At 59.6% G+C, this 25408-nt stretch carries 18 protein-coding genes and 1 pseudogene; 12 read left to right on the top strand and 7 right to left on the bottom strand.

Translation table 11 applies throughout. The features are described 5' to 3' along the window. The first annotated feature begins 134 nt into the window (after positions 1 to 134). The 4 genes from BOP93_RS09760 to BOP93_RS09740 all read left to right on the top strand — a co-directional run bounded on the left by BOP93_RS09760 (position 135) and on the right by BOP93_RS09740 (position 4375). Entirely contained in the window at positions 135 to 2090 is a 1956-nt protein-coding gene (locus tag BOP93_RS09760) for a DNA topoisomerase III (protein WP_104502430.1), read from the top strand. Between the two features lie 131 nt (positions 2091 to 2221). Beyond that, the gene (locus tag BOP93_RS09755; RefSeq protein WP_104502429.1) at positions 2222 to 2662 is read left to right on the top strand and encodes a CBS domain-containing protein; all 441 of its coding nucleotides are present in this window, start codon (positions 2222 to 2224) and stop codon (positions 2660 to 2662) included. Positions 2663 to 2670: 8 nt separating this feature from the next. Beyond that, positions 2671 to 3513 (top strand): NAD-dependent protein deacetylase, encoded by an 843-nt coding sequence (locus BOP93_RS09750; RefSeq protein WP_104502428.1) that lies wholly within the window; start codon positions 2671 to 2673, stop codon positions 3511 to 3513. A 532-nt stretch (positions 3514 to 4045) separates the two neighbouring features. After that, the gene (locus BOP93_RS09740) at positions 4046 to 4375 is read left to right on the top strand and encodes a hypothetical protein (protein ID WP_065884399.1); all 330 of its coding nucleotides are present in this window, start codon (positions 4046 to 4048) and stop codon (positions 4373 to 4375) included. Between the two features lie 57 nt (positions 4376 to 4432). Here the strand turns inward: BOP93_RS09740 and BOP93_RS09735 are convergent, their stop codons facing one another. Then, positions 4433 to 5335 carry a LysR family transcriptional regulator gene (locus tag BOP93_RS09735; protein WP_104502426.1) on the bottom strand — a complete coding sequence of 301 codons (903 nt, stop codon included), beginning with the start codon at positions 5333 to 5335 and terminating at the stop codon, positions 4433 to 4435. Positions 5336 to 5465: 130 nt separating this feature from the next. On the opposite strand from BOP93_RS09735, the gene BOP93_RS09730 reads away from it, so the two are divergent. Genes BOP93_RS09730 through BOP93_RS09720 form a run of 3 tightly spaced genes read left to right on the top strand, consistent with a single transcriptional unit; the run spans position 5466 to position 8048 of the window. Beyond that, entirely contained in the window at positions 5466 to 6164 is a 699-nt protein-coding gene (locus tag BOP93_RS09730) for a CoA transferase subunit A (protein ID WP_104502425.1), read from the top strand. Positions 6165 to 6195: 31 nt separating this feature from the next. Beyond that, complete coding sequence (locus BOP93_RS09725) at positions 6196 to 6855, top strand: CoA transferase subunit B (protein WP_017736560.1); 660 nt, start codon at positions 6196 to 6198, stop codon at positions 6853 to 6855. Positions 6856 to 6866: 11 nt separating this feature from the next. Next, a complete protein-coding gene (locus tag BOP93_RS09720) occupies positions 6867 to 8048 on the top strand; it encodes an acetyl-CoA C-acetyltransferase (RefSeq protein WP_104502424.1) in 1182 nt (393 codons plus the stop codon). 216 nt (positions 8049 to 8264) lie between these two features. Here BOP93_RS09720 and BOP93_RS09715 read toward each other — a convergent pair whose 3' ends face one another. Further along, a complete protein-coding gene (locus BOP93_RS09715) occupies positions 8265 to 9350 on the bottom strand; it encodes a DUF1615 domain-containing protein (RefSeq protein WP_104502423.1) in 1086 nt (361 codons plus the stop codon). Positions 9351 to 9585: 235 nt separating this feature from the next. On the opposite strand from BOP93_RS09715, the gene BOP93_RS09710 reads away from it, so the two are divergent. Together BOP93_RS09710 and BOP93_RS09705 are read left to right on the top strand one after the other, a co-directional pair. Further along, a complete protein-coding gene (locus tag BOP93_RS09710) occupies positions 9586 to 14286 on the top strand; it encodes an RHS repeat-associated core domain-containing protein (protein WP_104502422.1) in 4701 nt (1566 codons plus the stop codon). Next, complete coding sequence (locus tag BOP93_RS09705) at positions 14283 to 14612, top strand: hypothetical protein (protein ID WP_104502421.1); 330 nt, start codon at positions 14283 to 14285, stop codon at positions 14610 to 14612. The genes BOP93_RS09710 and BOP93_RS09705 overlap by 4 nt, the downstream gene beginning before the upstream one ends. 85 nt (positions 14613 to 14697) lie before the next feature. Here the strand turns inward: BOP93_RS09705 and hemB are convergent, their stop codons facing one another. The 3 genes and pseudogenes from hemB to BOP93_RS09690 form a co-directional block, all read right to left on the bottom strand. Then, positions 14698 to 15672 carry a porphobilinogen synthase gene (gene hemB / locus BOP93_RS09700; protein WP_104502420.1) on the bottom strand — a complete coding sequence of 325 codons (975 nt, stop codon included), beginning with the start codon at positions 15670 to 15672 and terminating at the stop codon, positions 14698 to 14700. Between the two features lie 117 nt (positions 15673 to 15789). Continuing rightward, a pseudogene (locus tag BOP93_RS09695) lies at positions 15790 to 16134 on the bottom strand (hypothetical protein); the annotation flags it as partial. A 51-nt stretch (positions 16135 to 16185) separates the two neighbouring features. Next, positions 16186 to 16884, bottom strand: coding sequence for a glutathione S-transferase N-terminal domain-containing protein (locus BOP93_RS09690; protein ID WP_065891833.1), 699 nt, complete (start codon positions 16882 to 16884; stop codon positions 16186 to 16188). A gap of 250 nt (positions 16885 to 17134) precedes the next feature. Here BOP93_RS09690 and BOP93_RS09685 point away from each other — a divergent pair, with 250 nt between their 5' ends. From BOP93_RS09685 to BOP93_RS09675, 3 genes are all read left to right on the top strand, one after another. Further along, entirely contained in the window at positions 17135 to 17836 is a 702-nt protein-coding gene (locus BOP93_RS09685) for a histidine phosphatase family protein (RefSeq protein WP_104502419.1), read from the top strand. A gap of 58 nt (positions 17837 to 17894) precedes the next feature. Next, entirely contained in the window at positions 17895 to 18950 is a 1056-nt protein-coding gene (locus tag BOP93_RS09680; protein ID WP_104502418.1) for a permease, read from the top strand. 136 nt (positions 18951 to 19086) lie between these two features. Continuing rightward, positions 19087 to 23202 (top strand): leucine-rich repeat domain-containing protein, encoded by a 4116-nt coding sequence (locus BOP93_RS09675; protein ID WP_104502417.1) that lies wholly within the window; start codon positions 19087 to 19089, stop codon positions 23200 to 23202. On the opposite strand, the gene mnmH is transcribed toward BOP93_RS09675, so the two are convergent. Beyond that, positions 23199 to 24305 (bottom strand): tRNA 2-selenouridine(34) synthase MnmH, encoded by a 1107-nt coding sequence (gene mnmH / locus BOP93_RS09670; protein ID WP_104502416.1) that lies wholly within the window; start codon positions 24303 to 24305, stop codon positions 23199 to 23201. The genes BOP93_RS09675 and mnmH overlap by 4 nt on opposite strands. Then, the gene (gene selD / locus BOP93_RS09665; RefSeq protein WP_104502415.1) at positions 24305 to 25339 is read right to left on the bottom strand and encodes a selenide, water dikinase SelD; all 1035 of its coding nucleotides are present in this window, start codon (positions 25337 to 25339) and stop codon (positions 24305 to 24307) included. The genes mnmH and selD overlap by 1 nt, the downstream gene beginning before the upstream one ends. Positions 25340 to 25408 lie beyond the last annotated feature (69 nt).

Raw genomic sequence — 25408 nt, 5'->3', positions numbered from 1 at the left:
ACCGCTATCGGGGGCAAGCCCCCTCCCACATTCGTCTGTGGTGCCTACATAATTAGCTGTACATCCATACAGATAACAGTTGCTCAATTCGCTTTGACTAAGCATCCTGCAAGGCATCAACCCGATTCGATGTGATGACCATGCAGCTGTACCTCTGTGAAAAACCCTCCCAGGCCAAGGACATCGCGGCCGTGCTCGGCGCCAGTCGTCGGGGCGATGGATGTTGGCTGGGCAATGGGGTCACGGTCACCTGGTGCATCGGCCATCTGTTGGAAACCGCCCCGCCTGACGCTTATGACGCCAAATACAAGCGCTGGGTATTGGCCGACCTGCCGATTGTCCCGGAAAAATGGAAGATGCAGGTCAAGCCCAGGACCGCCAGCCAGTTCAAGGTGGTCAAGCGCCTGCTGGGGGAAACCAGGGAACTGGTCATCGCAACCGACGCCGACCGCGAGGGTGAAATGATTGCCCGTGAGCTGGTGGACCATTGCCGTTATCGCGGACCGATCCAGCGGTTGTGGTTGTCGGCGCTCGATGATGCCTCCATCCGCAAGGCCCTGGCCGCGCTCAAGCCCGGCGCACACACCTTCAACCTGTATCACTCGGCCCTGGGCCGCTCCCGTGCCGACTGGCTGATCGGCATGAACATGAGCCGCCTGTTTACGTTGCTCGGACGTCAATCCGGCTATCAGGGCGTATTGCCGGTAGGCCGCGTGCAAACCCCCACTCTGCGCCTGGTGGTCGACCGTGACCGCAGCATCGCCGATTTCATCCCCGTGGCGTATTGGGCCATCGACGTGGACCTGCGCCACCAAAGCATGACCTTCACCGCGCAATGGCGCGCCGCCGACGATGCCTGCGATGACCAGGGCCGTTGCCTCAACCCGCAACTGGCCCGGGACGCCGCCGACGCCATGAGCCACGTGGCCGATGCGCGACTGGTTAAGCTGCGCACCGAACGCATGCGCGAGGCCGCCCCCCTGCCCTTCGACCTTGGCACCCTGCAGGAAATCTGCTCCAAAAAGCTCGGCCTCGGCGCCCAGGAAACCCTGGATATCGCCCAATCGCTCTACGAAACCCACAAGGTCATCACCTACCCGCGCAGCGATTGCGGCTATTTGCCATTGAGCCAGCACAGCGAGGCGCCGAAGATTCTCGCCGCGCTGGGCCGAGCGGATGCAGCGGTGGGCGAGCTGATGCAGCATATCGATCCCCAGCGCCGCTCACGCGCCTGGAACGACGCCAAGGTCAGCGCCCACCACGGCATCATCCCCACCGGGGCCGGCAAGGACGTCGGGCAACTCACCGGCAAGCACCGCTCGGTCTACACGCTGATACGCGCGCGTTACCTCGCGCAGTTCCTGCCCAACCATGAATACGACCGCACCCAGGCGGACTTCGACTGTGCAGGCCAGGCGTTGCGTGCGGTAGGCAAAGTCGTCATCGAGCCGGGCTGGAAACGCGCGCTGCCCGAGGCCCTCGCCCCGGCCAAGGGTCGGGAGGCCCCTGCTCCCCAAGCCTTGCCGATGCTGGTGCAAGGCCAGGACTGTGCGGTGGCCAAGGTTAACCTCAAGGACTTGTGGACCCAGCCGCCCAAGCCATTTACCGAAGGCGACCTGATCAAGGCGATGAAAAACGTCGCCAAGCTGGTGCAAGACCCACTGCTCAAGCAGAAACTCAAGGACACCACCGGCATCGGCACCGAGGCCACCCGCGCCGGCATCATCCAGGGCCTGCTGGACCGTGGTTACCTGGTGAAAAACGGCAAGGCACTGTCGGCCACCCCGGCCGCGTTCAGCCTGATCGATGCCGTACCCCGTGCCATCGCCGACCCCGGCACCACCGCCATCTGGGAACAGGCGCTGGATATGGTGCAAAGCGGCGAAATGAGCCTGGAAGAATTCGTCGCCAAACAAGCGGCGTGGATGAGCAAGCAGGTGGCTCGCTGCACTGGCATGCGCATGACCATCACCGCCGCCGCCAGCCCGGCAATCAAAGGCGCGGCGCCATGGAAAAACAAACGCAAGAGCGCGCCACGCAAGACGGCGACCAGTCCCAAACGGGCAAAAAGGCCGGCAAATGCCGGTTAAAACACAAAAAAATCCGGCGAATGACGCTTTTCGACGGGTTTGACGCCGCTTTGGACCTTGCTGCGACGTAGTGCGTCTAGGATTCTGTAGGGGATAGCTGACTACCTAACAACAACACCGGAGTGGCCGCCATGAAAACCGTCGCAGAATTGCTCAAAGCCAAGGACCAGAAGAACCAGGAGGTCCACACCATCCAGTGGGACCACACCGTGTTCGAGGCGCTGGTGCGCATGTCCGAGAAAAACGTCGGGGCTTTGCCAGTGGTCAGGGACGGCGCAGTGGTGGGGATCATCAGCGAGCGCGATTACGCCCGCAAACTCATCCTCAAGGGGCTGTCGTCGGTGACCACCCGCGTTGACGACGTGATGAGCTCCCCGGTCATCACCGTAGATACCCATAAAACGGTCGAGGCGTGCATGAACATCATGACCGACAGTCACCTGCGCCACCTTCCGGTCGTCGAAGACGGCAAACTGCTCGGCCTGCTGTCCATCGGCGACCTGGTCAAGGAAGCCATTGCTGAACAAGCCGCCTTGATCAAACAGCTGGAGCAGTACATCCGCGGCGAATAGGAGATCCCATGCTCGACACGCTGGAACATCAAGCAGACCACCTCGACACGCTGCACCGGGCGATGGTCGAAAAGCGCTTCCTGGTGCTGACCGGTGCGGGCATCAGCACCTCGTCGGGTATCCCCGACTACCGTGACGGCGAAGGCGTGCGCCGGGGCAAAGCGCCGATGATGTACCAGGAGTTCCTCGCCACCGCGCAGGCACGTCGCCGTTATTGGGCCAGGGCAATGCTGGGTTGGCCACGGGTGCGCCTTGCCCGGCCGAACAGGGCGCATCAGGCCCTGGCGACGTTGCAGCAACGTGGGATCATCAGTGGCCTGATCACGCAAAACGTCGACACGCTGCACGATCAGGCCGGCAGCCACGAGGTGATCGAGTTGCATGGCAGCTTGCACCGGGTGCTGTGCCTGGATTGCCGGCAGCGCAGCGAGCGCGACGCGATCCAGCGGCGGATGGAAATCGACAACCCGCACTTTGCGCATGTCCATGCGGCGCAGGCGCCTGACGGCGATACCTTGCTCGACCCTGTTTTCGAGGAGCACTTCCAGGTTCCATGCTGCCCCCACTGCGAGGGGCAACGGCTGAAACCGGACGTGGTGTTCTTTGGTGAAAACGTGGCGCCCGCTACCGCAGCCAGAGCCATGGCTGCCGTGCATGATGCCGAGGGGCTGCTGGTGGTGGGATCATCGCTGATGGCTTATTCGGCGTTTCGCCTGTGCAAGGCAATGGTGGAACAGGGCAAGCCGGTGATTGCCATCAACCTGGGCAAGACCCGCGGGGATGAGCTCCTGCAGGCAAAGATCGAAGCGCAGTGTGAGCAATTATTACCTCTGCTGGTCGAGCGCCTGTAGGAGCGAGCTTGCTCGCGAAAAACCCACAAGCGCCGCGTGCAACTTACTTACTTTACCAAACGCTATCACGCGACCCACCGCACGAAAAATGACGCCCAAGTCACGTTTTTCCTGCATCTCCCGGCCCCCACAACGATTTATGTAGCGCCTTAAAATAATCACTACATAATCGTTGACGTAAGCTTTTTGTCCTTGCATTATCGAGACGTCTCCCGGATCGGGAGCGTTGGTAACACGCGTTTTGAACAGGCTCGTCTGACCGCCGAGCTGTTTTTCCGGATGTGCACTGCCCACAAGGCAGATTGATGAAGCTGACTGGCCCCGAAAGGGAACGGTACAAGGAGCTAAAGCGCTGCTTGTCTTCGTTATGAAAGCGTTGCGTAGCGGTTCATCAGCAAAACTACATGCATCGGTTCACGACCCTGCCCGTATTCGGCAGACCGTCACTGACGCCCGGTTTTCTGAGCCGGAGACAACTTTGAAGTGTTAACGAATCAATTGATAGATCGCCAACTGGTCAAGGGGCTTACACATGAATCTGAACAACCAACCCACTATCGATGAACTGGCTGAGATGTTTGCCGCGCAGAAAGACACACTCGACGACCATATCCTGTGGATTGGCAAATCGGGCGAAGTTCAACTTGACTGCGTAGCGCCTCACACCGAGGAAGCCGAGTTCGACCGCAATCACCGTGAACTGGCGGCGCGCCTGAAGATGTACCGTCGCGGCCAGGGTTATGTCGGCAAGAAAGCGGCGGCCGATCGTAACTTCATCGAGCAGGTATTCGACACACTTAACAATGCCTGGGCCTCTTTCAAAGACAGCTCGCAAGTTAAAGTGATTGATCGTTACTACTAAGTTGTTGTTCTAATGTGGGGGCTGGCTTGCCAGTCCCCATATTTATAAGTGGTGTACTCAAAAAGTTGGAAACCGCCCCCTCCCCGCTTCATCTTTAAAGATATCAAACAACACCTGCGCCGCTGCCGACAGTTCATGCCCAGGCTTGGTCAGTACGCCAATAGGCCGCTCGATCACCGGGCCGGTCAAGGTGATGCAACGGGCGCCCGCCTCCTCCATCTGCCGTGCGCACAATGCCGGCACAGCACTGACCCCCAAGCCGCTGGCAACCATCTTGCCCACCGTAGCCAATTGATGGCTTTCTAGCGCCACAGGCAGTTTCATCTGCAAGGCGCCCAAGTGCTCTTCCAGCATGACCCGCACCGTCGATGGACGCTGGAGGGTGATGAAGGGTTGCTCCAACAGCGTTCTCCAGTCGATCTCGGCCACCTGCGCCAAAGGCGAATCGCCCGGTACCACGGCGATAAACCGGTCCAGGTACAACGGCGTGAACGCCAGTGACGAACCGTCGGACGGCTCAAACGCCACGCCCAATTCAACCTGGCGGTCGCGCACCATCTCCAGCACCTGCTCGTTGATCAAGTCATGCACCGTCACGTTCACCTGGGGGTAACGCGCGCGGAATATCTTCAGGATCGGTGGCAGCAGGTTGCCGGCAAATGACGGCATCGCCGCCACCGTCACACGCCCGCGTTGCAGGGTGAAGCGTTGGCGCAGTTCGTCCTCGGCATTGTCCCAATCGGCAATCAATCGACGCGCCAGCGGCAGCAGGGATTCGCCTTCGGGCGTCAGCGCGACATTGCGTGTATTGCGGCTGAACAGGCGCCCGCCCAGGCCTTCTTCCAGGCCTTTGATCGTCAGGCTCAGCGCCGATTGGGACAGGTGCAGACGTTCACACGCAGCGGCAAAACTCAGGCTCTGGGCCACGGCCAGGAAGGCACGCATTTGTTTAATGGTCATGAGGCTACTTCGCAGGGTGATCGACTATGCTGTTTTCTAAATCAATCAACCTTAAAAAACAACTTAACAAATCAATCTTTCAGCGCAACACTCGGTCCATTGGCTGGCCCACAAACAATAAGAGGTGCATATGGCAGGTTTCGATAAGCGCGTGGCGTCCTACGAAGAAGCGCTGGCAGGCCTGGAAGACGGCATGACCGTACTCTCCGGCGGTTTTGGCCTGTGCGGCATTCCGGAAAACCTCATCAATGAGATCAAGCGCAGAGGCACCCGTGACCTGACCGTGGTGTCCAACAACTGCGGCGTCGACGGTTTCGGCCTGGGCGTGCTGCTGGAAGAAAAGCAGATCCGCAAGGTGATCGCTTCCTACGTGGGCGAAAACGCTCTGTTCGAAAAGCAGTTGCTGAGCGGCGAAATCGAAGTGGTGCTGACCCCCCAGGGCACCCTCGCGGAAAAAATGCGTGCAGGCGGCGCGGGCATCCCGGCCTTCTTCACCGCCACCGGGGTCGGCACTCCTGTCGCCGAAGGCAAGGAAACCCGCGAATTCAACGGCCGCCCCTACCTGATGGAAGAGTCCATTACCGGTGACTTCGCTATCGTCAAAGGCTGGAAAGCCGACCACTTCGGCAACGTCATCTATCGTCACACCGCCCAGAACTTCAACCCGCTGGCCGCCACCGCCGGCAAAATCACCGTAGTCGAAGTCGAGGAAATCGTCGAACCGGGCGAACTGGACCCGGCGCAGATCCACACCCCTGGCATCTACGTCGACCGGATCATCTGCGGCACCTTCGAGAAGCGCATTGAACAGCGCACTGTCCGCAAATAATCCACGTCCAGAACAATAAGAGGAATCAACCATGGCTCTTACCCGCGAACAAATGGCTCAACGCGTCGCCCGCGAAATGCAGGACGGTTTCTACGTCAACCTCGGCATCGGCATTCCGACCCTGGTGGCCAACTACATTCCCGACGGCATGGAAGTGATGCTGCAATCGGAGAATGGCCTGCTCGGCATGGGGCCGTTCCCGACTGAAGACACCATTGACGCCGACATGATCAACGCCGGCAAGCAAACCGTCACCGCACGCATCGGCGCCTCGATTTTCTCCTCCGCCGAGTCCTTCGCGATGATTCGCGGTGGCCACGTGGACCTGACCGTACTCGGTGCCTTCGAAGTCGACGTACAGGGCAACATCGCCTCGTGGATGATCCCCGGCAAGCTGGTCAAGGGCATGGGCGGCGCGATGGACCTGGTGGCCGGTGCGGAAAATATCATCGTGATCATGACCCATGCGTCCAAGGACGGTGAGTCCAAATTGCTCAGCCAGTGCAGCCTGCCGCTGACCGGCGCCAACTGCATCAAGCGTGTGCTCACGGACCTGGCCTACCTGGAAATCGAAAATGGCGCTTTTGTCCTCAAGGAACGCGCACCTGGCGTCAGCGTTGAAGAGATTGTGAGCAAGACCGCCGGTAAACTGATCGTCCCGGACCACGTTCCAGAAATGCATTTCCAGTGAGGACAGATTCCATGCAAGACGTCGTGATTGTTGCTGCCACCCGCACCGCCGTGGGCAGCTTCCAGGGCTCGCTGGCCACCATCCCGGCCCCTGAACTGGGCGCTGCGGTGATTCGTCGCCTGCTGGAGCAGACCGGCCTTGACCCGGCCGAAGTCGATGAAGTGATTCTCGGCCAGGTACTCACCGCAGGCAGCGGCCAGAACCCGGCGCGCCAGGCCTCGATTCTCGCCGGCCTGCCCCACGCCGTGCCGAGCCTGACCCTGAACAAGGTGTGCGGTTCGGGCCTCAAGGCCCTGCACCTGGGCGCACAGGCGATCCGTTGCGGCGACGCCGACGTCATCATCGCCGGCGGCATGGAAAACATGAGCCTTGCGCCGTACGTATTGCCAGCCGCGCGCACCGGTTTGCGCATGGGCCACGCCAAGATGATCGACAGCATGATCACCGACGGCCTGTGGGATGCGTTCAACGACTACCACATGGGCATCACCGCCGAAAACCTGGTGGACAAATACGGCATCAGCCGTGAGGCACAGGATGCCTTTGCCGCTGCCTCCCAGCAAAAAGCAATTGCCGCCATCGAAGCCGGGCGGTTTGCCGATGAGATCACACCGATCCTGATTCCCCAGCGCAAGGGCGACCCGCTGGTCTTCGACGTGGACGAACAGCCGCGTGCCGGTACCACCGCCGAGTCCCTGGCCAAGCTCAAACCCGCCTTTAAAAAGGACGGCAGCGTCACCGCCGGCAACGCCTCCAGCCTTAACGACGGCGCCGCAGCGGTGCTGTTGATGAGCGCCGCCAAAGCCAAGGCCCTCGGCCTGCCCGTGCTGGCACGCATCGCCAGCTATGCCAACGCCGGGGTCGATCCGGCGATCATGGGCATCGGCCCGGTGTCGGCCACCCGCCGCTGCCTGGACAAGGCCGGCTGGCAGTTGGGCGAGCTGGATTTGATCGAAGCCAACGAAGCCTTCGCCGCGCAATCCCTGGCGGTGGGCAAAGAGCTGGAATGGAACGCCGAAAAGGTCAACGTCAACGGCGGCGCCATCGCCATCGGCCACCCGATTGGTGCATCAGGCTGCCGCGTGCTGGTGACCCTGCTGCATGAAATGATCAAGCGTGACGCCAAAAAAGGCTTGGCGACACTGTGCATCGGTGGTGGCCAAGGCGTAGCCCTCGCCCTCGAACGCGGCTGATTATCCAAGAGCAACACGGAAAAGGCCCGGTTCCACGAAAACCGGGCCTTTTCTTTATTGATCGTTTGATCGTTCCCTCGCTCCGCGTGGGAATGCATCCCGTGACGCTCCGCGTCACCCTTGCGCAAGTGCCGGATCTTGCGCCGAAAGCGGGACGCGGAGCGTCCGGGGCGGCATTCCCACGCAGAGCGTGGAACGATCAAACGCCGCAAGAAATCAGCGCTTCATACAACGCTGATAGCGCTCATCCACACGTTTGGCAAACCACGCCGTGGTCAGATTGCGGGTAATCTTCGGGCTCTTGAGCACGATGCCCGGCAGGATCGCCCGTGGCAGCGGTTTGCCGGCAGCCTTGTCAGCCAGGGCGAACACGCGCTTGTAGAGGGTGGTGTCCTCGAAGTCCAACGCTTCGCCTTGCTCCAGTTGACTGCGAATGCTGGGATTGCGCATCTCCAGCTTCGCCCCCAACGAACGCACCGCCAGCTCAGTGGTGCCGGGCAGCAACGAACCATAGCGAATCAAATCCCCATCCAGCGCCAGTTCGGTGCCAGAGGCGCGGCTGACAGCGGCCTGGAACGCAGCATTGCGGCTGGCGTACCAACCCGCATTGAAATCGGCAAAGCGGTACAGCGGCTGGTCATAGCTGACCGGGTAGCCCAGCAGATGGGCGATACCAAAATACATGCCGCCACGGCGAGTGAACACTTCGCGGCGAATCGTACCGTCTACCGTGTAGGGATAACCCCGCGCCTGTTTCTGCGCAAAGTCGATGCTGACCTGCATCGGGCCGGCGGTGTGTACCGGGTTGAAGCCGCCAAACAGCGTGTTGCCCAACGGCACGACGCCGATGAAATCGTCGAAGATCCCGCTCAGGTCCTTCTCGGTGCGCGCAGCATTCAAACGCTCGGCGTAGGTTTTGCCGGTGGGCGAGCGCAATTGCAAGGCGCTGCGCACGACAAACGCCGGCACATGAACCTTCCCGGCACGCCGCAGGATTTCGTCCTGGGCGATCTTGCCCATGCCCGGTACCGGTGGGTCGACCTGATAGGTGGACTCCTGCTCGGTCACCGCCAGTACGGCGCAGATGTTTTCGGTGCTGGGGTAGATCTTCTGGGTGTCGAACGCGGTGTAGATATCCTGGGCCCAACCTTCGCGGTCCGCGACCTTGGCCGGGAGCAGGCGCACGATCTGCGTCTTCACCTCGGCCTCGCTGCGCTCGGGTTGCTGCGGACCGCGTGAGGTGGAGCAACCGGCCAGCACCAGTAAAGTTGCAAGGCAGAGGATCAGGCGGCTTGAATACATATGGCTTCCTTGGTGAACGGCGGGTCGAGCGATGGGGATATCGACAGGCAAGTCTAACCGGGGTTCGTGGGTATGCCGAACTCACTGCGACTCTGGCTGAAACTTCCCACATAACCGTCGGATAAGCTCTACTCCCCGCCTCTGAAAACCGCTGCAAAGTCCTTCGCCTGATTAAACAGTGCGAGGGATTGCAGATGGTTTTTCCAGTTAAAGCCCTGATCGACAGGGCTCACCCATGATCGACGCAACCAGCCAAGCTATTGGCTTCCTGGTGTTGGCCGCGATGGACGCAAAGACGCGGGACGTCGAATCCATCCTCAGCGATTTCCGGGGCTGCCTGCACCCATACGACACCTGGGCTCAAAGCTTTTTCAGCTTTTCGGCACTGAATGTCGAGCAAGTGTTCAAGGTGGGAGAAGAAGTAGCGCTCGTAGCGCCGATCAATCGGTCCCTCTTTCCCAGCAGCACGGTCGCCACGTGTACAGCCAACGGCACGTTGACCCTGGTGCATATGTTCCAGAGTTCGCGATTCGTGCCGATCGGCAACACGCCGGTCGTGGTACAGTGCATCGATCCAGACGGCGGTCCGCTGGGGGACCCACTCCATAAAATCATCGGTCCCAGCGGCATTCTGGAAATCACCGAGTGTGATCGCAACCAGAAGTACCGAGTCAGTTTCTACCCCGACGTTTCTTCAGAGCATTTCAAGGCGCTGTACGCTTCTTATCAGTCGGTCATTGCGTCACTGGAAGGCTGGTTGCGCAGTGAGTGGGGGACCACTTTCGAACCCCTGTGGAAGGGGTACTCCGAGGCAAACTTCCTCAAGCGCTACCTTTCGCTGTACGGCGCCTATGCCCGAGGTTTCAGCGACTCCCTTTACTCAATCTGGGACGACGTAGAGCAGTTATTTCAATGGCTGTCAGCCCCCCTGGCCAATGCTGAAAAGCTGCTGCATTACTTTTCCCAGGACGAGTTTGAAAAATTACTGACGTTAAGTGCCGAGACGCTCGCCAAGGGTCTGCTGGTGCTGAGCGACGAGCCGTTGCTGTTCATTTACCTGGCGGCGCTGGTCAGTTGGATGCGCATGCTGCCACCGCCCTATATGAACGAAATGCTGGGCGAGATTGGCGCCGAGGTCGTCATCAATCTGTTACTGGGCCTGGCGACGGGCGGCATGGGTATTGTGCTGCGCATGAGCACGAAAGTGCTGGCTGGCATCAAGTCGCGCCGGGTGCGCAGGTGGCTGGAACAGATAGCCGAGCAGGTCGGAAAAATTCGCCTGGTGGGGCATAGCGAAGCGCTCAAGCCGGTGCTGCTGGGCAGTGCGGCGACGCCGATCAAGGCAGTGCCGGTGGCGCCGTTGAAGGCGGGCGATACGCTGGTTTCGAACCCCGTACCGATGGTTCGCAACAAAACGCAGCGTACGGCGTTGGTGCGCCAGGAGCCGGTGGATGATGTGCCTGCCATGGCGTCGAATCCGAAGGGCGATGCGGCGGCTTCTGCGGATAAAACCGTTACGAACGGTTGCCCGGTGTCGATGGTCACCGGCGAGGAACTGCTGACTCTGACCGACGGCGCGCTGGACGGCATCTTGCCGTTCGAGTGGACGCGCTTGTATCGCACCAGTGCAGTGGAGGTGGACTGCGGGTTGGGGTTTGGCTGGAGTCATGCGCTAGCGCATCGGCTTTCTGTGTCAGGCAACTCGGTGGTGTGGACGGACCATGAGAATCGCTCGACCACCCTGCCCTTGCCGACGGCTGCTAGGCCGGCGATTACCAACAGTCTGGCGGAAGCGGCGATCTACTTGGGGTCTGCGCCTGACGAGTTGGTGCTGGCCCAGTCCTCTCGGTTTTATCACTTTTGCGGCGGTGTGCTGACCGCGATCAGCGATGCGTATGACAACCGGCTGCGCATTGTCCGGGATCGGTTGGGGCGTATTGAGCGGCTGGATAACCGTGCCGGGCGCTCGCTTTTTTTGCGGTATGAATTCGACCGCATCGTGGCGGTGGACTACCAGGTGCATCGCGCCAAAGGCCATGAACCCTTCGTGTGGGTGACCGATCAGAACATCGTTTCCTACGCCTACGACGACGCCGGACGACTGGTATCGGCGACCAATGCGGTCGGTGAACGCGAGGTTTATCGGTACGACGAACAGCACGTCATTCTTGAGCGGCAGTTGGCCGGTGGGGCGAGTTTCTTTTGGGCGTGGGAAAGATCTGGTAAAGCCGCGCGCTGTGTCCGGCACTGGGCCAGTTTTTCACAGATGGACACGCGCTATGTATGGGGCGATGACGGCAGCGTCAACGTGCACAACGCCGATGGCAGCCAGGAAGTGTATGTCCATGACGACCGGGCGCGACTGGTACAGCGCATCGATCCCGACGGTGCCCGGCATTTCAAATCCTATGATGCCAAGGGCCGACTGACCGTCGAGCAGGACCCGCTGGGCGCGGTGACGGCGTATCAGTACGACGACGCCGGACGCTTGGTGGCGCTGTTTCCGGGGGAGGATGAGCCGACATCCTACGAGCATGACCATGGTTTCGTACGGGTTGTGCGCCGTGGTGAGGCGGTCTGGAAATACGAGCGTAATGAGCAAGGCGATGTCATCCGCAGGATTGATCCGGAGGGCAACGCGACCGACTACAGCTACGACAAGCGGGGGCAACTGACCGGTGTCTGGTATCCCGACAACAGCTGTCATCGTTTGGTGTGGAATGAGCGCGGGCAGCTTGTTGAAGAACAGTTGCCCAATGGCGGGATCAAGCGTTATCGCTATGACGATCTGGGCCGGCAATTGTCGTGTGAGGATGAGCACGGCGCGCTGACTCAGTATCAATGGGACGCGGTAGGACGCCTGCTGAAACTGACCCAATCCGACGGTACCTATCGGGAATTCAGCTACAACCCTTACGGAAAAATCATCGCCGAACGCGATGAACTCGGCCACGTCACCCGTTACGAATACGCCGACGGCCTGCACCTCATCAGCCGCCGCATCAACGCGGACGGTACTCAGGTCAAGTATCGCTACGACAACGCCTGCCTTTTGCTGACTGAAATCGAAAACGAAGTTGGCGAAACCTATCGACTGGACTACCACCCCAACGGCCTGATCCGACAGGAAACCGGCTTCGACGGCCAACGCACCGCCTACGCCTACGACCTCAACGGCAACCTGCTGGAAAAGACCGAACATGGCGACGATGGCAGTCAGCTTGTTACCCGTTACGAGCGCGATCATGCCGGTCGCCTCGTAAGAAAAACGCTGCCCGATGACAGCGTTGTTGATTATGCCTACGACCGCCAAGGCAACCTCCTCAGCGTCGAAGACGGCCACTGGGCGCTGGCTTACGAGTACGACAAACAAAACCGACTCACTGCTGAGCATCAGGGCTGGGGCACTTTGCGCTACGGCTATGACGCCTGCGGCCAACTTCAGCATTTACGCCTGCCGGATAATAACCGTCTGACCTTCAATCACGACAAAGGCGGCCACCTGGCCACCGTCGAGCTGAATGGCTCACTGCTGACTTCCCACCTGTTCCACGCCGGTCGCGAACACCAACGCCAACAAGGCAAGCTGCTCAGCCACTACCACTACGACGACCAAAACCGCCTGCACGCCCACGCCGTTACCCAGCAAGGAAACCACCTTTACCAACGCCAATACGACTACGACAAAGCCGGCAACCTCACGCGCCTGCTCGACACCCGCAAAGGCGAACACCGTTACCGCTACGACCCGCTAAACCGCCTGACCCGCGCCGATCACTCCCAGGATGTGCAGGAGCGCTTTGCACACAACCCGGCGGGCAATTTGCTTATGCAAAACAGGCCGGGCCCGGACATCGTGGCGGGTAATCGCCTGATGATCCAGGGCGACCACCATTACGACTACGACGCCTTCGGCAACCTGATCCGCGAACGGCGTGGCAAGGGCCAGCAACTCGTCACCGAGTACCGCTACGACTGCCAGCACCGGCTCATCGGCGTCACCAAGCCCAACGGCCAAACCGCGAGCTATCGCTACGACCCGTTTGGTCGGCGCATCAGCAAAACCATCGAAGAGAAAACTACGGAGTTCTTCTGGCAAGGCGACAAGCTGATCGCCGAACACCATGCCGATCGCCATCGCAGCTACCTCTACGAACCCGACAGCTTCCGCCCGCTGGCACTGCTGGAAGGCTTCGGTCCAGAAGACGTAAATCCCTACTACTACCAACTCGACCACCTCGGCACACCGCAGGAACTCACCACGCCCGACGGTGAAATCGTCTGGTCCGCGCACTACCGCGCCTACGGAGAAATCAGCCGCCTCGACGTCGGCAAAATCGACAACCCGCTACGTTTCCAAGGCCAGTACTACGACCAGGAAAGTGGCCTGCACTACAACCGGCATCGCTACTACCACCCGAATATCGGTCGTTACCTGACGCCAGATCCGGTGAAGCTGGCGGGTGGGGCCAATGCATACCAGTACGCACCGAATCCTACAGGGTGGGTTGATCCGCTGGGGCTTAGTAAGTGTCCTGGTGAATGCGTGCCCGTTAAAGGTGTTGAAGATCCGGTACTCAATGCGAAAGCCGAAGAAAACCAACCGACGCTGCCCTCACTTAAAGATGTCGAATGGACAGCCCATGGTTATAAGCACAGCCCTTCAAAGAAAATGCCTTGGAAAGATATTTTGGCAACCACAAAATCCGGGCCGGCCAAGTACAAGCCGGGCATAGACATTGAAAACTTAGAACGAGAAGCCTATAAAAATGGCAGAACGACCACCAATGGCAAACCATGGAAAGTGATGGAGTACCCTGAAAGCATCGGCGCCAGCGATGGCCTACCCAGTCGTTGGATACGCATTGAGTTGAGTGCTGGAACAATTCATGGCCATCCTATCTCAGAGCAAGAATTTCGGAGACTAACCAAATGATCTCGTTAGACTTCCTAAAAGGCAAAATCACTTACGATGAGCTATCTATGTTGCAGGATTGCGCGATTGAGCATCAAGCTCACCATCTGAAAGAGGACATGCTGCAGGTGGAATATCCAGACGGTTTCCTCATAGATGTGGGTTGGTATCCTTCGTTCGACGCAAATGGCCACTTTCAAATCAGGGTTGTCAGGGACTACGAGTGGGACCTGCCAGCGTTAACACTGACTGCGCAATCAATTAACGCACTAAAAGAAGTACTGGTTCTCGCACAAGGTTCGATTAATGCAGGACGTCAAAAAGAAGCCACTTCATTGATCGCCTGATAACACATTCAATTGATTGCCTTTCTGCACGCCTCTACCTGTGACGAGAAAGCTCGCTCGCCACAGGCAGATTAATTCAGCCCCCCTAAATCCCCGCCAACGCCAAATCCATCGCAAAATACGTAAATATCAAATCCGCCCCCGCGCGCTTGATCGAGCCCAAGGTCTCGCGCACTACGCGATCCTCGTCAATCGCCCCGGCCTGTGCGCCAAATTTGATCATCGCGTACTCGCCGCTCACTTGATACGCCGCCACCGGCAGGCGCGATGCCTCGCGGATGTCGCGGATAATGTCGAGGTAGGCGCCGGCCGGTTTGACCATCAGCGCATCGGCGCCTTCCTGCTCGTCGAGCAGCGATTCGCGTACGGCCTCGCGGCGGTTCATCGGGTTCATCTGGTAGCTTTTGCGGTCGCCCTTGAGGGCGCTGCCGCCGGCTTCGCGGAACGGGCCGTAGAGGGCCGAGGCGAATTTGGTGGAGTAGGCCATGATCGGGATGTGGGTGAAACCGGCATCGTCCAGGGCGCGGCGGATGGCCTGGACCTGGCCGTCCATCGCCGCCGAGGGCGCGATGACGTCGGCACCGGCGCGGGCGGCGGCCACGGCCTGTTTGCCGAGGTTGACCAGGGTCGCGTCATTGTCGACGTGAGCGCCATGCATCACGCCGCAATGGCCGTGATCGGTGTATTCGCAGAAGCAGGTGTCGGACATCACGATCATTTCCGGCGCGGCGTCCTTGATGATCGACGACATGCGCGAGACCAGGCCGCGCTCTTTCCACGTATCGCTGCCGCTGGCGTCCAGGTGGTGGGAAACGCCAAAGGTCATCACAGACTTGATGCCGGCGCGGGCATAGCGCTCGATCTCGCCGGCCAGCTTTTTCTCAGGAATACGCAACACGCCCGGCATGCTGGTGATCGGCACGAAATCGTCGATTTCTTCTTCGACGAAAATCGGCAGCACCAGGTCGTTGAGCGTGAATTCGCTTTCCTGGAACAGGCCACGCAGCTCCGGAGAGCGGCGCAGGCGACGGGGGCGGGCTTGGGGGAACTGGCTGGTCATGGCTTTCCTGAAAAAGTGGCTGAAATCTTTGGGGCCAAAGCTTATGCCCCTCGCCCCGGCGGCACAAATGCCGAGGGGCCAACAGTGTATTGCGCGGCGCGTAACAATTGCATTGATCTAAAGCTGTAAACGCCCTTCGATGCAGACGGCAACGGCGCCGCCCACCCAGATTTCATCGCCCTGGCGCTCGATGCGAATACGCCCCGCTCGCCCGATGGCGGTGCCTTGGCTGACAACATAGCGCTCCGGCGCCAGGCCCAGCCCCACGCGCACACGTTCCAGCAGCGACGCCTCGACAACACCGGAACGCAACAGCGGTGGCGCGATGAACGCCAGCTCGTCGCCGTCGCGTCGAATGCGTACCAGGCCGATTTCGCACTCCTGAATGATCTCTTGCCCACGCGCAACACCGCCTGCCTGCAACCACGCGTGGCAACTGCCCAAGGTCGGATGCCCGGCAAACGCGCGCACGGCTGAAGACATCCAATTGTTTGAAATCGAAAGTCGGCATGCTCAGCTCGGAATATTCAGACCACGAATCACCGCTGGGCGAGCGACAAAGCCGTCCAACGCGCGCAGCACGTTAGGGAAATCGGCGATGCCCACCAGGTCGCCCGATTCGTAGAAGCCGATCAGGTTGCGAATCCAGGGGAAGGTGGCGATGTCAGCGATACTGTAATCGTCACCCATGATCCAGGTACGGCCCAACAGGCGTTTTTCCAGCACCTGCAGCAAGCGCCGCGATTCGGCGGCGTAGCGGTCGCGCGGGCGCTTGTCTTCATAGGCCTTGCCGGCGAACTTGTTGAAGAACCCCAACTGGCCGAACATCGGGCCGATCCCGCCCATCTGGAACATCAGCCACTGGAGGGTTTCGTAGCGAGTGGCCGGGTCTTCGGCGAGCAACTGGCTGGTCTTTTCCGCCAGGTAAATCAGGATCGCGCCGGACTCGAACAACGCCAGCGGCTGCCCGCTGGGACCATTGGGGTCGATGATTGCGGGGATCTTGTTATTGGGGTTCAGCGACAGGAACTCGGGGGATAATTGGTCCTGGGTGTCGAAGCTGACCTTGTGCGCCTCATAAGGCAGGCCCAGCTCTTCGAGCATGATCGAGACTTTTACACCGTTGGGCGTAGGCAGCGAGTACAGTTGCAGGCGCTCCGGGTGCTGGGCGGGCCATTTGCTGTTGATCGGGAAAGCGGCGAGTGCGTTCATCGAGGAAGTTCCTGAGCGGAAAATCCCCATGATAGTCATCTGCTCGGCGTCGTGCATGCGTCATCATCGAGCAACATTGCCTGACTAGAATCCGCGTGGGCGAACCAAAATGCCCGAATGCACTCATAAGTGCGCTTGTTCGGTGAAGGGAGGCACCTGGCTATACCGACATGGAACACCCTCAGACGCGCACCGCGCCACTGGGCCGGGCCTGTCAGCCTTAACCCGACGCAAGAAGACTCGAACCTAAATGAAGATCAAGCCTCTGCGCCTTGTGCAACACATCAAACGTTATTCATACATCATGTTACCGCTGCTGCTGGTGACGGCGGGTATTGTCACGGCACTGGATGCCCGTGAAAGCCGCGCGCAACCGGTAGACGGCGTGCAAACCCTGGTATTTCTGCGCCACGGCGAAAAACCTGCCGGGGGCCTGGGCCAACTCAATTGCCAGGGCCTGAACCGTGCGATGAACCTGGCCAGTGTCTTGCCGGAAAAATTCGGCAAGGCCGATTTCGTGTTCGCCGCCAACCCGACGCGCAATGTCGAGGAAGGTGAACTGGACAACTCCTACAGTTATATTCGCCCGCTGATGACCATCAGTCCCAGCGCGATCAAGCTGGGCCTGCCGGTGAACATCAAGTTCTCGGCCAATGACACCAGCGCCCTGGCCGACGAACTGGTCGAGGACAAGTACCACAACGCGACGATCTACACCGCCTGGTCCCACGGTTATCTGCCGGAGCTGATCAACAAAGTCGCCAGTGAAGCCGCCGGCGAAAAACACACCATCACCGACGATTGGTCCGGTAACGACTATGACACGCTGTACGTGCTGACACTCACCTGGCACAACGGCAAGGCCTCGCTGCTCAGCCGCAACTACAAGCAGGGGCTCGATAATGGTGAGCAAACCTGCCCGAATCCGACCCAGGTCAGCGCAGATACCTGAAGGTTGAGCGTCAGGCGCGTATGATGCTGCGCTATTGACTCATCAGCGGATCCTCTTCATGTCCAACCTCTCTCCTGCCCAGCCCAACCGGGGCTGGTCGTTCTGGTGCAAACCTGCGCTGTTTCTGCTGGTGGCCTGCATTGGCCTCTACTATGTGAAATGGTCGCCCTACTACCTCAAGGCGTTTGTAGCGGCCGACAACCACAGCATCGGCGCCTCGATTCTCAATGACCAGCAAAGCTCGCCTCTCGCGGCGGCGCTGGCCTATGCCCAGGTGTATTTCCTGGCGATCTGGAAAGCCGCCGTGCTGGCGGTGATCCTCGGTTCGCTGCTGCAAGTGCTGATTCCTCGCGACTGGCTGCTGCGCCTGTTTGGCCGCGCCGGGCTGGGCTCGACCCTGCGTGGCGGGCTGTTCGCCTTGCCGGGGATGATGTGCAGTTGCTGCGCGGCGCCCGTGGCGGCGGGCATGCGCCGTCAGCAGGTGTCGGTGGGCGCGGCGCTGGCGTTCTGGATTGCCAACCCGGTATTGAACCCGGCCACGCTGGTGTTCATGGGCTTTGTGCTGGGTTGGGGCTTTACCGCGTTGCGGCTGGTGGCGGGGATTGTGCTGGTGGTGGGGGTGTCATTGATCGCGCAGCGTATTGCGCGCCCGGACCAAGTGCCGGAAGCGGCGCTGGAGGCCGTGGCCGAGGTCAGCACTGCTGAGTCCGAACCCTTCCTGACGCGCTGGTTACGGACGTTGTGGCAGCTGTTCTGGAGCACCATTCCGGTGTATATCCTCGCGGTGCTGATCCTCGGCGCGGCACGGGTCTGGCTGTTCCCCCATGTGGACGGGGCGATGGCCGACAGCCTTGTGTGGCTGGTTCCGCTGGCGATAGTCGGCACGTTATTCGTGATTCCTACAGCGGCCGAGATTCCCATCGTACAAACCATGATGACCCTGGGCATGGGCACCGGCCCGGCAGTCGCCTTGCTGATGACCCTACCGAGCGTAAGCCTGCCGTCGCTGCTGATGCTGCGCAAGGATTTCGATGCGCGGGTGCTGGTGACGGTGGCCGGGTTGACCATGTTGATGGGGGTAGTGTGCGGGTTGATCGGGGCGGTTATCCTTTAAGTGCACCGATAAGACCGAGGCCACGTCCTGCTTTGGCTGACGCGGCCTCCTATCGTAATCATCAGCGTTTCCGATCCTCTTCCTTGTACACCAGCAGTATTGTCGAGCGTTCTATTCCGCAGACGGAACTGCTCATATGACAAACACCGCCCCCCATCAAAGTAGCCGCGAAATATTGCACGACATTTTGCGCAAAGCCATGCCTTTGACCCCTTATGACCACGGCGCGCAAACGATCAGGGATAAATGGGGCGCCGACCTCGACCCCATGAGCGCCCAACTGGTCACGATTGACTACGACTACCATGGCCACCCACCGATTGATGGCGTGCACCAGGGACAAATTCGCTTCCAGCATTCACTGGTACAAGCGCTGCTCAGCGACTATCAAGCCGTGGCCGATGATCGTTTTGGCGAAACCGCCTTTGGCCTCTACACACCGCCGCGAGTCGGGCCGGCCATTAAAATTGTCGAACATGTTGACGAGTTTGCCTATCAAGGCAGCGGCAACCATACCGCCTACGAAGGCATCTACCGCTGTGTCGACCCGCAAACCTACGGACCTGAAACACAAATTGATATCACGCCTGCCAGCTTCAAGAAATGGGTATGGCAACTCGACTACAAAGATATCTACAACGACTATCTGGACAAAACCCTGCCCAGTGACGAAACCATCACAGACCATGCACCCTATGCATTGCGCACATCGGTAAAGACCGCTTTTGTCATGACAGCTTTTTTGCAAAAGCGCGAGTCCAGCTTGTCCCTCGACGGGTTGAAACTCGCGCTGTCGGCAGCAGGCCTTGGCGAAGGCCAGATCGAATTCGGCTTCATCAACAATGCCCAACTTGAGCAGCGCACCTGTCCCATGGCGCATGTGCAAGCCTCACGCCTGATGATCTATCGCTATACCGCCCGAGACATATGGGTATTTCGTCACCGTACCAGCGGGCGGGTGTTGATGTACATTCCAGGCAATTCATCCCCGCTGCATGAGTTTTCCGATCTCAAAGCAATGCGCACCTGGGTCGTGCAGCAAGGCAAAGACAGTGCCTGCAAGAGAGCGTTGGCCAGCCATTTTGCCAAGGATGATCGTTTAGATGGCACTTATCATGCCGGCGTGTTCACTGCGTTGGAGGCCATGGGCGAATACCCGAAGATGCATCGACTGAATCGTGAAGCCGGTTTTTTCAACAATGATGGCTATTGGAACCCGGATGATTACATCAGCCTGGACACTGTACCCAATACGCTCGATCCCTTTGTCGAATTGGTCAAGGTGCTCAAGGGAGACAACCTGAATACCGCGCAGGAAGCGATCCGCGATGATGCCGACGTCAACCGTGCCAACCTGAGTGCCGCTGTCGAAACGGCGGTGGGCTGGATCAATCGCTGGGGCGCCCTGGCTATATTTTTCCCCGGTGGCGAAGGGTTCCTGGCGCTTGCCGGCTTGATCGAAGCAGGCTATGGGCTGAGCGAGATCGCCAACGCCGATACCCACGCAGAACAGACAGAAGGCCTGACCCGCGTGGTGTTTGGCCTGCTCAATGCGTTGCCCCTGATCGTGAAGGCTGGTACGGCGCTGACCCACGATGTCGATGTGGCAGAGCAGGCGATAAAAGCGCCGGACGGTGAAACCCCGGGAGCGCCTGAACCTGTGCCTGTGCCTGAATCGCTGCCGGTACTGCCGGTGAAGCCCCCATCCGGCATCCCGTTCCAGCCACCGGGCACCGAAGGGCTCGAGTTGACGGAGTGGACCCGTCCGCAGTTGATGCGGGGTTTCGGCGACGCGGTTGAAGGCTTGTCCGATGAGACGCTGGAGCAGATTCGTCAGGTCAGCGATGTGTCGGATGATCACCTGCGTTATCTGCATGCCGAGGGCCTGGCGCCGCAAGGGATACTGGCGGACACGATTGTGCGCTTCAAGCTGGACAGGGAGGTGGAGCTTGCGCTGCATCAAAATGGGGGAGCTGTTGCCCCGAGCGACCGCATCGCATTATTCGATCGACGTTATCTGGAGGCCGTCAAACCCGACAGCGAACTGCTCCAGAGCCTGAGCCATGAGTTTCCGTCCTTGCCCAAGGAGGTACTCAAAGAGATGTTGGCTCGGGAAAACCTGAACCCTCAAAGTGAGCTTACATTAGGCCAGATGAAGCAACTGTTTCAGCGTCTTGAACCGCATGTGCACGGCTATGAAGAAAGCCTGCGCCTGGCTCGAGCCTACGAGGGGCTGTTTCTAGGTTCGGTACGCAGTGCCGACAGCGATACGCTCCTGCTGCACAGTTTCAGGCGCATGCCCGGCTGGCCGAAGGATGTTTCAATTGTCGTGCGGGACGGCTCGCCCACCGGGGTTGTGCTGGACCGGGTCGGTGCCACGTCACTGCCCAAGCAGCGGTTGGTGGTTAAAATCGGCGATCAGTTCCAGGGGTACGACGCCCTGCTGCATCCGGCCCACGCCTCGGATGATTTCGCCGATATGCTTGTGCATGCCATGACTGAGGACGAGCTAAAGGCCATGAACCTGCACCTTGATCCGGGACTCGAGCATTTCAGGTTCAAAGTCCGCCGCAGCCTGTTGAATCGCCCCGAGTTCACCCTCGTACTTCAGCGCCAGTCGCTCAGAACCGCGTTTTTCGAGCCCGAGGATATCGGGCTGCGTGGAGGTGCCGGTGACGAGCAGGCTCAAGTGCCGACGACAACCACTCAGGCCCAGGTCAAACGCTACTTTCCAGAGGCGACGAACCAACACGCGGATGACTTTATCGCGCGATTTAGTGATACGCATGCGGCCGATGTCGAGCTCCAGCGGCTTCAGAGTGGTTATCCACAGCTGGACCGGGAGGTCGGTGCCTGGGAGAAAAGCTATAAAGGCCCCGATGTCGCAGAGCGCAATCGGCGACTTGCAATCGGTGCCACCCTACGTCGGCTGTACAAGTGGCAAGGCGAACCCGCGGAGAGAGTCTATCGCGATGGGCGACTGCTGGGTTTCAAGCTGAATATAAATCTAGGAACTCGCACCAATCAAACGGCTCCGATTTTTTCGACGCGCCTCAATTCTGTTGTCTCCCTGAGATTGACAGGGCGCATTAACCGAAAGCTGGATGCTTTATTTACAAACTTTTCCCACATTGAAAGTCTGGAAATGTCTTTGTCCGGGCTCAGCAGACCACCAGCGGCTCTGGAACTACTCACAGAGTTGAGAGCTCTGGATATAAGCAGGACCCCACTCATCCTGAACTCAGTCGATACTGCACTGCTCGCAAAACTACCCCGTTTGCAAGAGCTGAACCTGGCACATTGTCGCCTCAAAGATGTCCCACCATTGTACGATTTGACTAATCTTCAGGCGCTGAATCTAAGTCACAACGACATATCCACGGTTTCGATTACCTTCGGTGGAGTACCGCGGATGTCACGTATGGAGGTGCTGGACCTGAGCTGGAATCAGAGAATGAGATATGCGCCTGAAATTGGCGGGATGCCCGCGTTGCGGATACTGGACCTGACAGAAACCGGAATCACACAGCCGCCTTACGGGCTTGGCACCGCACGTGGGCCTCTGCGGTTGGAGATACTGAGACTAAGCGGTAACAACCTACGCGTTGCACCTTCGCTCAGAGGCATGACTGCCTTGCGCGAAGTGGACCTTACCAACACCAGCATAGACAGATTCCCGGAGGGCATCACGTCAGAAATCCCTAGCACCCGCTTGATACTGCGTGACAATCATATTGCCTCGATCCCCGAATCCATCGAACTCAGAAAAGGTTTTGACCTGAGAGGCAATCCTGTTAACGACCCAGTTTCCTTGCGGCGCCTGATTGCTGCACGCCGACAAACAGGCACCGATATCTGGCTGGGAGCGCCAAGCAATGACAGGACGATAAACCTTTGGCTGCGAAATGTGCCGCAAGCGCAGATCGCTAACAAAAGCGCGCTTTGGCTTAGTTTTGCCAACGATTCTGCGAACCTGGTGCTGATGGAGCAGATTCGACTTCTGAGTCGTACGCCCGAATTCCTGGTCGAGCGTCAGCTGTTGCAGCGTCGGGTCTGGACGTTTCTTGAGAACTTCAATAAAGCCGGTGCCGGTACGCGCGAAGAGCTGAGAGCCATCGCAGACGCTGGTAATGCGAGCCCGCAGAGCCTCGTAGGGATGCTCGAGAGGCTGGAAACAACAGTACGTGAGCATGACGCGGGGAGGCAAAACCTGCCCATGTATCCGCTGCCCAAGCGCCCGAGACTCCATTAACAAGACTGCAGGGCGCTGCGCTCGCGCAAATACGCCACCACCGCCCCCTGCTCCCCGGCGAACTCGATGCGCGCGCCCTTGCTCTCGCGCTGGAACGCGTACATTGGGTCGTAATACTCGCGCAACAAGCCTTCGATCCACACGCGGTGCAGGTCCACTGCCCCGCTGCGGGCCTGTTCCGCCAGGGCGTCCTGCAAAATCGCCTGCAGCCGCTGGAAGCGCTCGCCGCCCAGGCGCTTATGGATATTGGCCAGGCTCTGGGTCAGACGTTCGGCAAACAAGGCCTGGCCATTCTCACCAAATACCGCAATGAATTCGGCGCACAGGTCGACCACGTAGTCCTTCAGGATGCGCTCGACCCGGCCTTCGACGCTGTCCTCGAGCCATACCATCGGGAACGTCTGCATACCTTTGTGCAACGACAGCGGCAGCGCGCAGCTGCCGATCATGCGGCTCTCGTCCTCGACCACGAACTGTTCGATACCCGCCGCACGCTTTTTCAACAAGTCCACTGCGAGGCGGTTTTCGAAGTCGATAGTGGACGGCTGTGCCGTGGCGCGTTTGCCGAAGCTGGAGCCACGATGGTTGGCATGGCCTTCCAGGTCCAGGGCGTTGCTTAACTGGCCGAGCACTTCGGTCTTGCCGGTGCCGGTCATGCCGCCGAGCAGGACGAAATCACACTGGGCGGTGGCCTGCTCGAGCGTGTCCAGCAGGAAGGCGCGCATGGCCTTGTAGCCACCGCCGACGCGGGGGTATTCGATACCCGCTTCGGTTTTCAACCATTGCTGCACGATCTGTGAGCGCAGCCCGCCGCGAAAGCAGTACAGGTAACCCTGCGGATTAGCCTGGGCAAACTGTGCCCACTGCTCGATACGTTGAGCCTTGATCGCGCCGGATACCAACTCATGACCCAGCACGATTGCAGCTTGCTGACCCTGCTGCTTGTAACAGGTGCCCACCCGCTGGCGCTCGTTGTCAGTCATCAACGGCAGGTTGACCACGCCGGGAAACGCGCCCTTGGTGAACTCGACCGGCGCGCGGGTATCCATCATCGGCCGATCGTTGAGGAAAATGTCGCGGTAATCGGTGATGTCGGTCGCCATCAAATCACCTCTACCGCGTGGGTCTGTCGCTCCAGCAGTTCGCCGATCGGCTCAAGGACCAGGCCCAGTTCAGCGGCCACTGCGTGGAACTCGGCGTCGCCATCGGGGGTGACGGCGATCAGCAGGCCACCGCTGGTTTGCGGGTCGCACAGCACGCGCTTGTGCAGCTCCTGTACACGCCCAAGCTTGCTGGCGTAGCTGTCGAAGTTGCGCAAGGTGCCACCGGGTACGCAACCCAGGTCCAGGTAGTACTCAACGCCCGGCAGCCGTGGGACCTTTGCATATTCGATACGGGCCGTGAGACCACTGCCGTCGGCCATTTCCACCAGGTGCCCGAGCAGGCCGAAACCGGTGACATCGGTCATGGCAGTCACCCCGTCCAGCTTGCCGAAGCGGCTGCCGGGTTTGTTGAGGGTGCACATCCAGTCACGGGCCAGGCCGATGTCAGCCTCGCGCAATTTGCCCTTTTTTTCAGCGGTAGTGAGGATGCCGATGCCCAAGGGTTTGGTCAGGTACAGCTTGCACCCTGCAGTGGCGGTGTCGTTGCGCTTCATGTGGCGCTTTTGCACGATGCCGGTCACGGCCAGGCCGAAGATCGGTTCCGGCGCGTCGATGGAGTGCCCACCCGCCAGAGGGATGCCGGCGGCGTCACACACCGAGCGGCCGCCACGGATGACTTCACGGGCAACTTCCGGCGCCAGCACATTCACCGGCCAGCCAAGAATGGCGATGGCCATCAACGGGTCGCCGCCCATGGCATAGATGTCGCTGATGGCATTGGTGGCGGCAATGCGGCCGAAGTCGAAGGGGTCATCGACGATCGGCATGAAGAAATCGGTGGTGGAGACCACCCCGCGCTCATCGTCGATGGCGTACACCGCAGCATCATCGCGTGAAGCGTTGCCCACCCAGAGGTTGGGATCGAGGTTTTGTGCGCCACTGCCGGCCAGAATCACCTCCAGAACCTGAGGCGAGATCTTGCAACCGCAACCCGCACCATGGCTGTACTGCGTAAGTCGAATCTGCTCGCTCATGGGAAACCTCTGACTATCGTGTAGGAAAATTCTACCAGATAGCCAAAAGCCAACCGCGCTCTAATGAAC

The organism is Pseudomonas orientalis, assembly GCF_002934065.1.
In the GTDB taxonomy this organism is placed as follows: Bacteria; Pseudomonadota; Gammaproteobacteria; order Pseudomonadales; family Pseudomonadaceae; genus Aquipseudomonas; species Aquipseudomonas orientalis_A.
The sequence above is the reverse complement of the archived record's forward strand: the minus strand, read 5'-3'. Positions and strand labels throughout refer to the sequence as shown.

Coding starts and splice junctions, on each gene's coding strand:
- BOP93_RS09760 (WP_104502430.1), top strand. CDS start 135: ATGACCATGCAGCTGTACCTCTGTGAAAAACCCTCCCAGGCCAAGGAC.
- BOP93_RS09755 (WP_104502429.1), top strand. CDS start 2,222: ATGAAAACCGTCGCAGAATTGCTCAAAGCCAAGGACCAGAAGAACCAG.
- BOP93_RS09750 (WP_104502428.1), top strand. CDS start 2,671: ATGCTCGACACGCTGGAACATCAAGCAGACCACCTCGACACGCTGCAC.
- BOP93_RS09740 (WP_065884399.1), top strand. CDS start 4,046: ATGAATCTGAACAACCAACCCACTATCGATGAACTGGCTGAGATGTTT.
- BOP93_RS09735 (WP_104502426.1), bottom strand. CDS start 5,335: ATGACCATTAAACAAATGCGTGCCTTCCTGGCCGTGGCCCAGAGCCTG.
- BOP93_RS09730 (WP_104502425.1), top strand. CDS start 5,466: ATGGCAGGTTTCGATAAGCGCGTGGCGTCCTACGAAGAAGCGCTGGCA.
- BOP93_RS09725 (WP_017736560.1), top strand. CDS start 6,196: ATGGCTCTTACCCGCGAACAAATGGCTCAACGCGTCGCCCGCGAAATG.
- BOP93_RS09720 (WP_104502424.1), top strand. CDS start 6,867: ATGCAAGACGTCGTGATTGTTGCTGCCACCCGCACCGCCGTGGGCAGC.
- BOP93_RS09715 (WP_104502423.1), bottom strand. CDS start 9,350: ATGTATTCAAGCCGCCTGATCCTCTGCCTTGCAACTTTACTGGTGCTG.
- BOP93_RS09710 (WP_104502422.1), top strand. CDS start 9,586: ATGATCGACGCAACCAGCCAAGCTATTGGCTTCCTGGTGTTGGCCGCG.
- BOP93_RS09705 (WP_104502421.1), top strand. CDS start 14,283: ATGATCTCGTTAGACTTCCTAAAAGGCAAAATCACTTACGATGAGCTA.
- hemB (WP_104502420.1), bottom strand. CDS start 15,672: ATGACCAGCCAGTTCCCCCAAGCCCGCCCCCGTCGCCTGCGCCGCTCT.
- BOP93_RS09690 (WP_065891833.1), bottom strand. CDS start 16,884: ATGAACGCACTCGCCGCTTTCCCGATCAACAGCAAATGGCCCGCCCAG.
- BOP93_RS09685 (WP_104502419.1), top strand. CDS start 17,135: ATGAAGATCAAGCCTCTGCGCCTTGTGCAACACATCAAACGTTATTCA.
- BOP93_RS09680 (WP_104502418.1), top strand. CDS start 17,895: ATGTCCAACCTCTCTCCTGCCCAGCCCAACCGGGGCTGGTCGTTCTGG.
- BOP93_RS09675 (WP_104502417.1), top strand. CDS start 19,087: ATGACAAACACCGCCCCCCATCAAAGTAGCCGCGAAATATTGCACGAC.
- mnmH (WP_104502416.1), bottom strand. CDS start 24,305: ATGGCGACCGACATCACCGATTACCGCGACATTTTCCTCAACGATCGG.
- selD (WP_104502415.1), bottom strand. CDS start 25,339: ATGAGCGAGCAGATTCGACTTACGCAGTACAGCCATGGTGCGGGTTGC.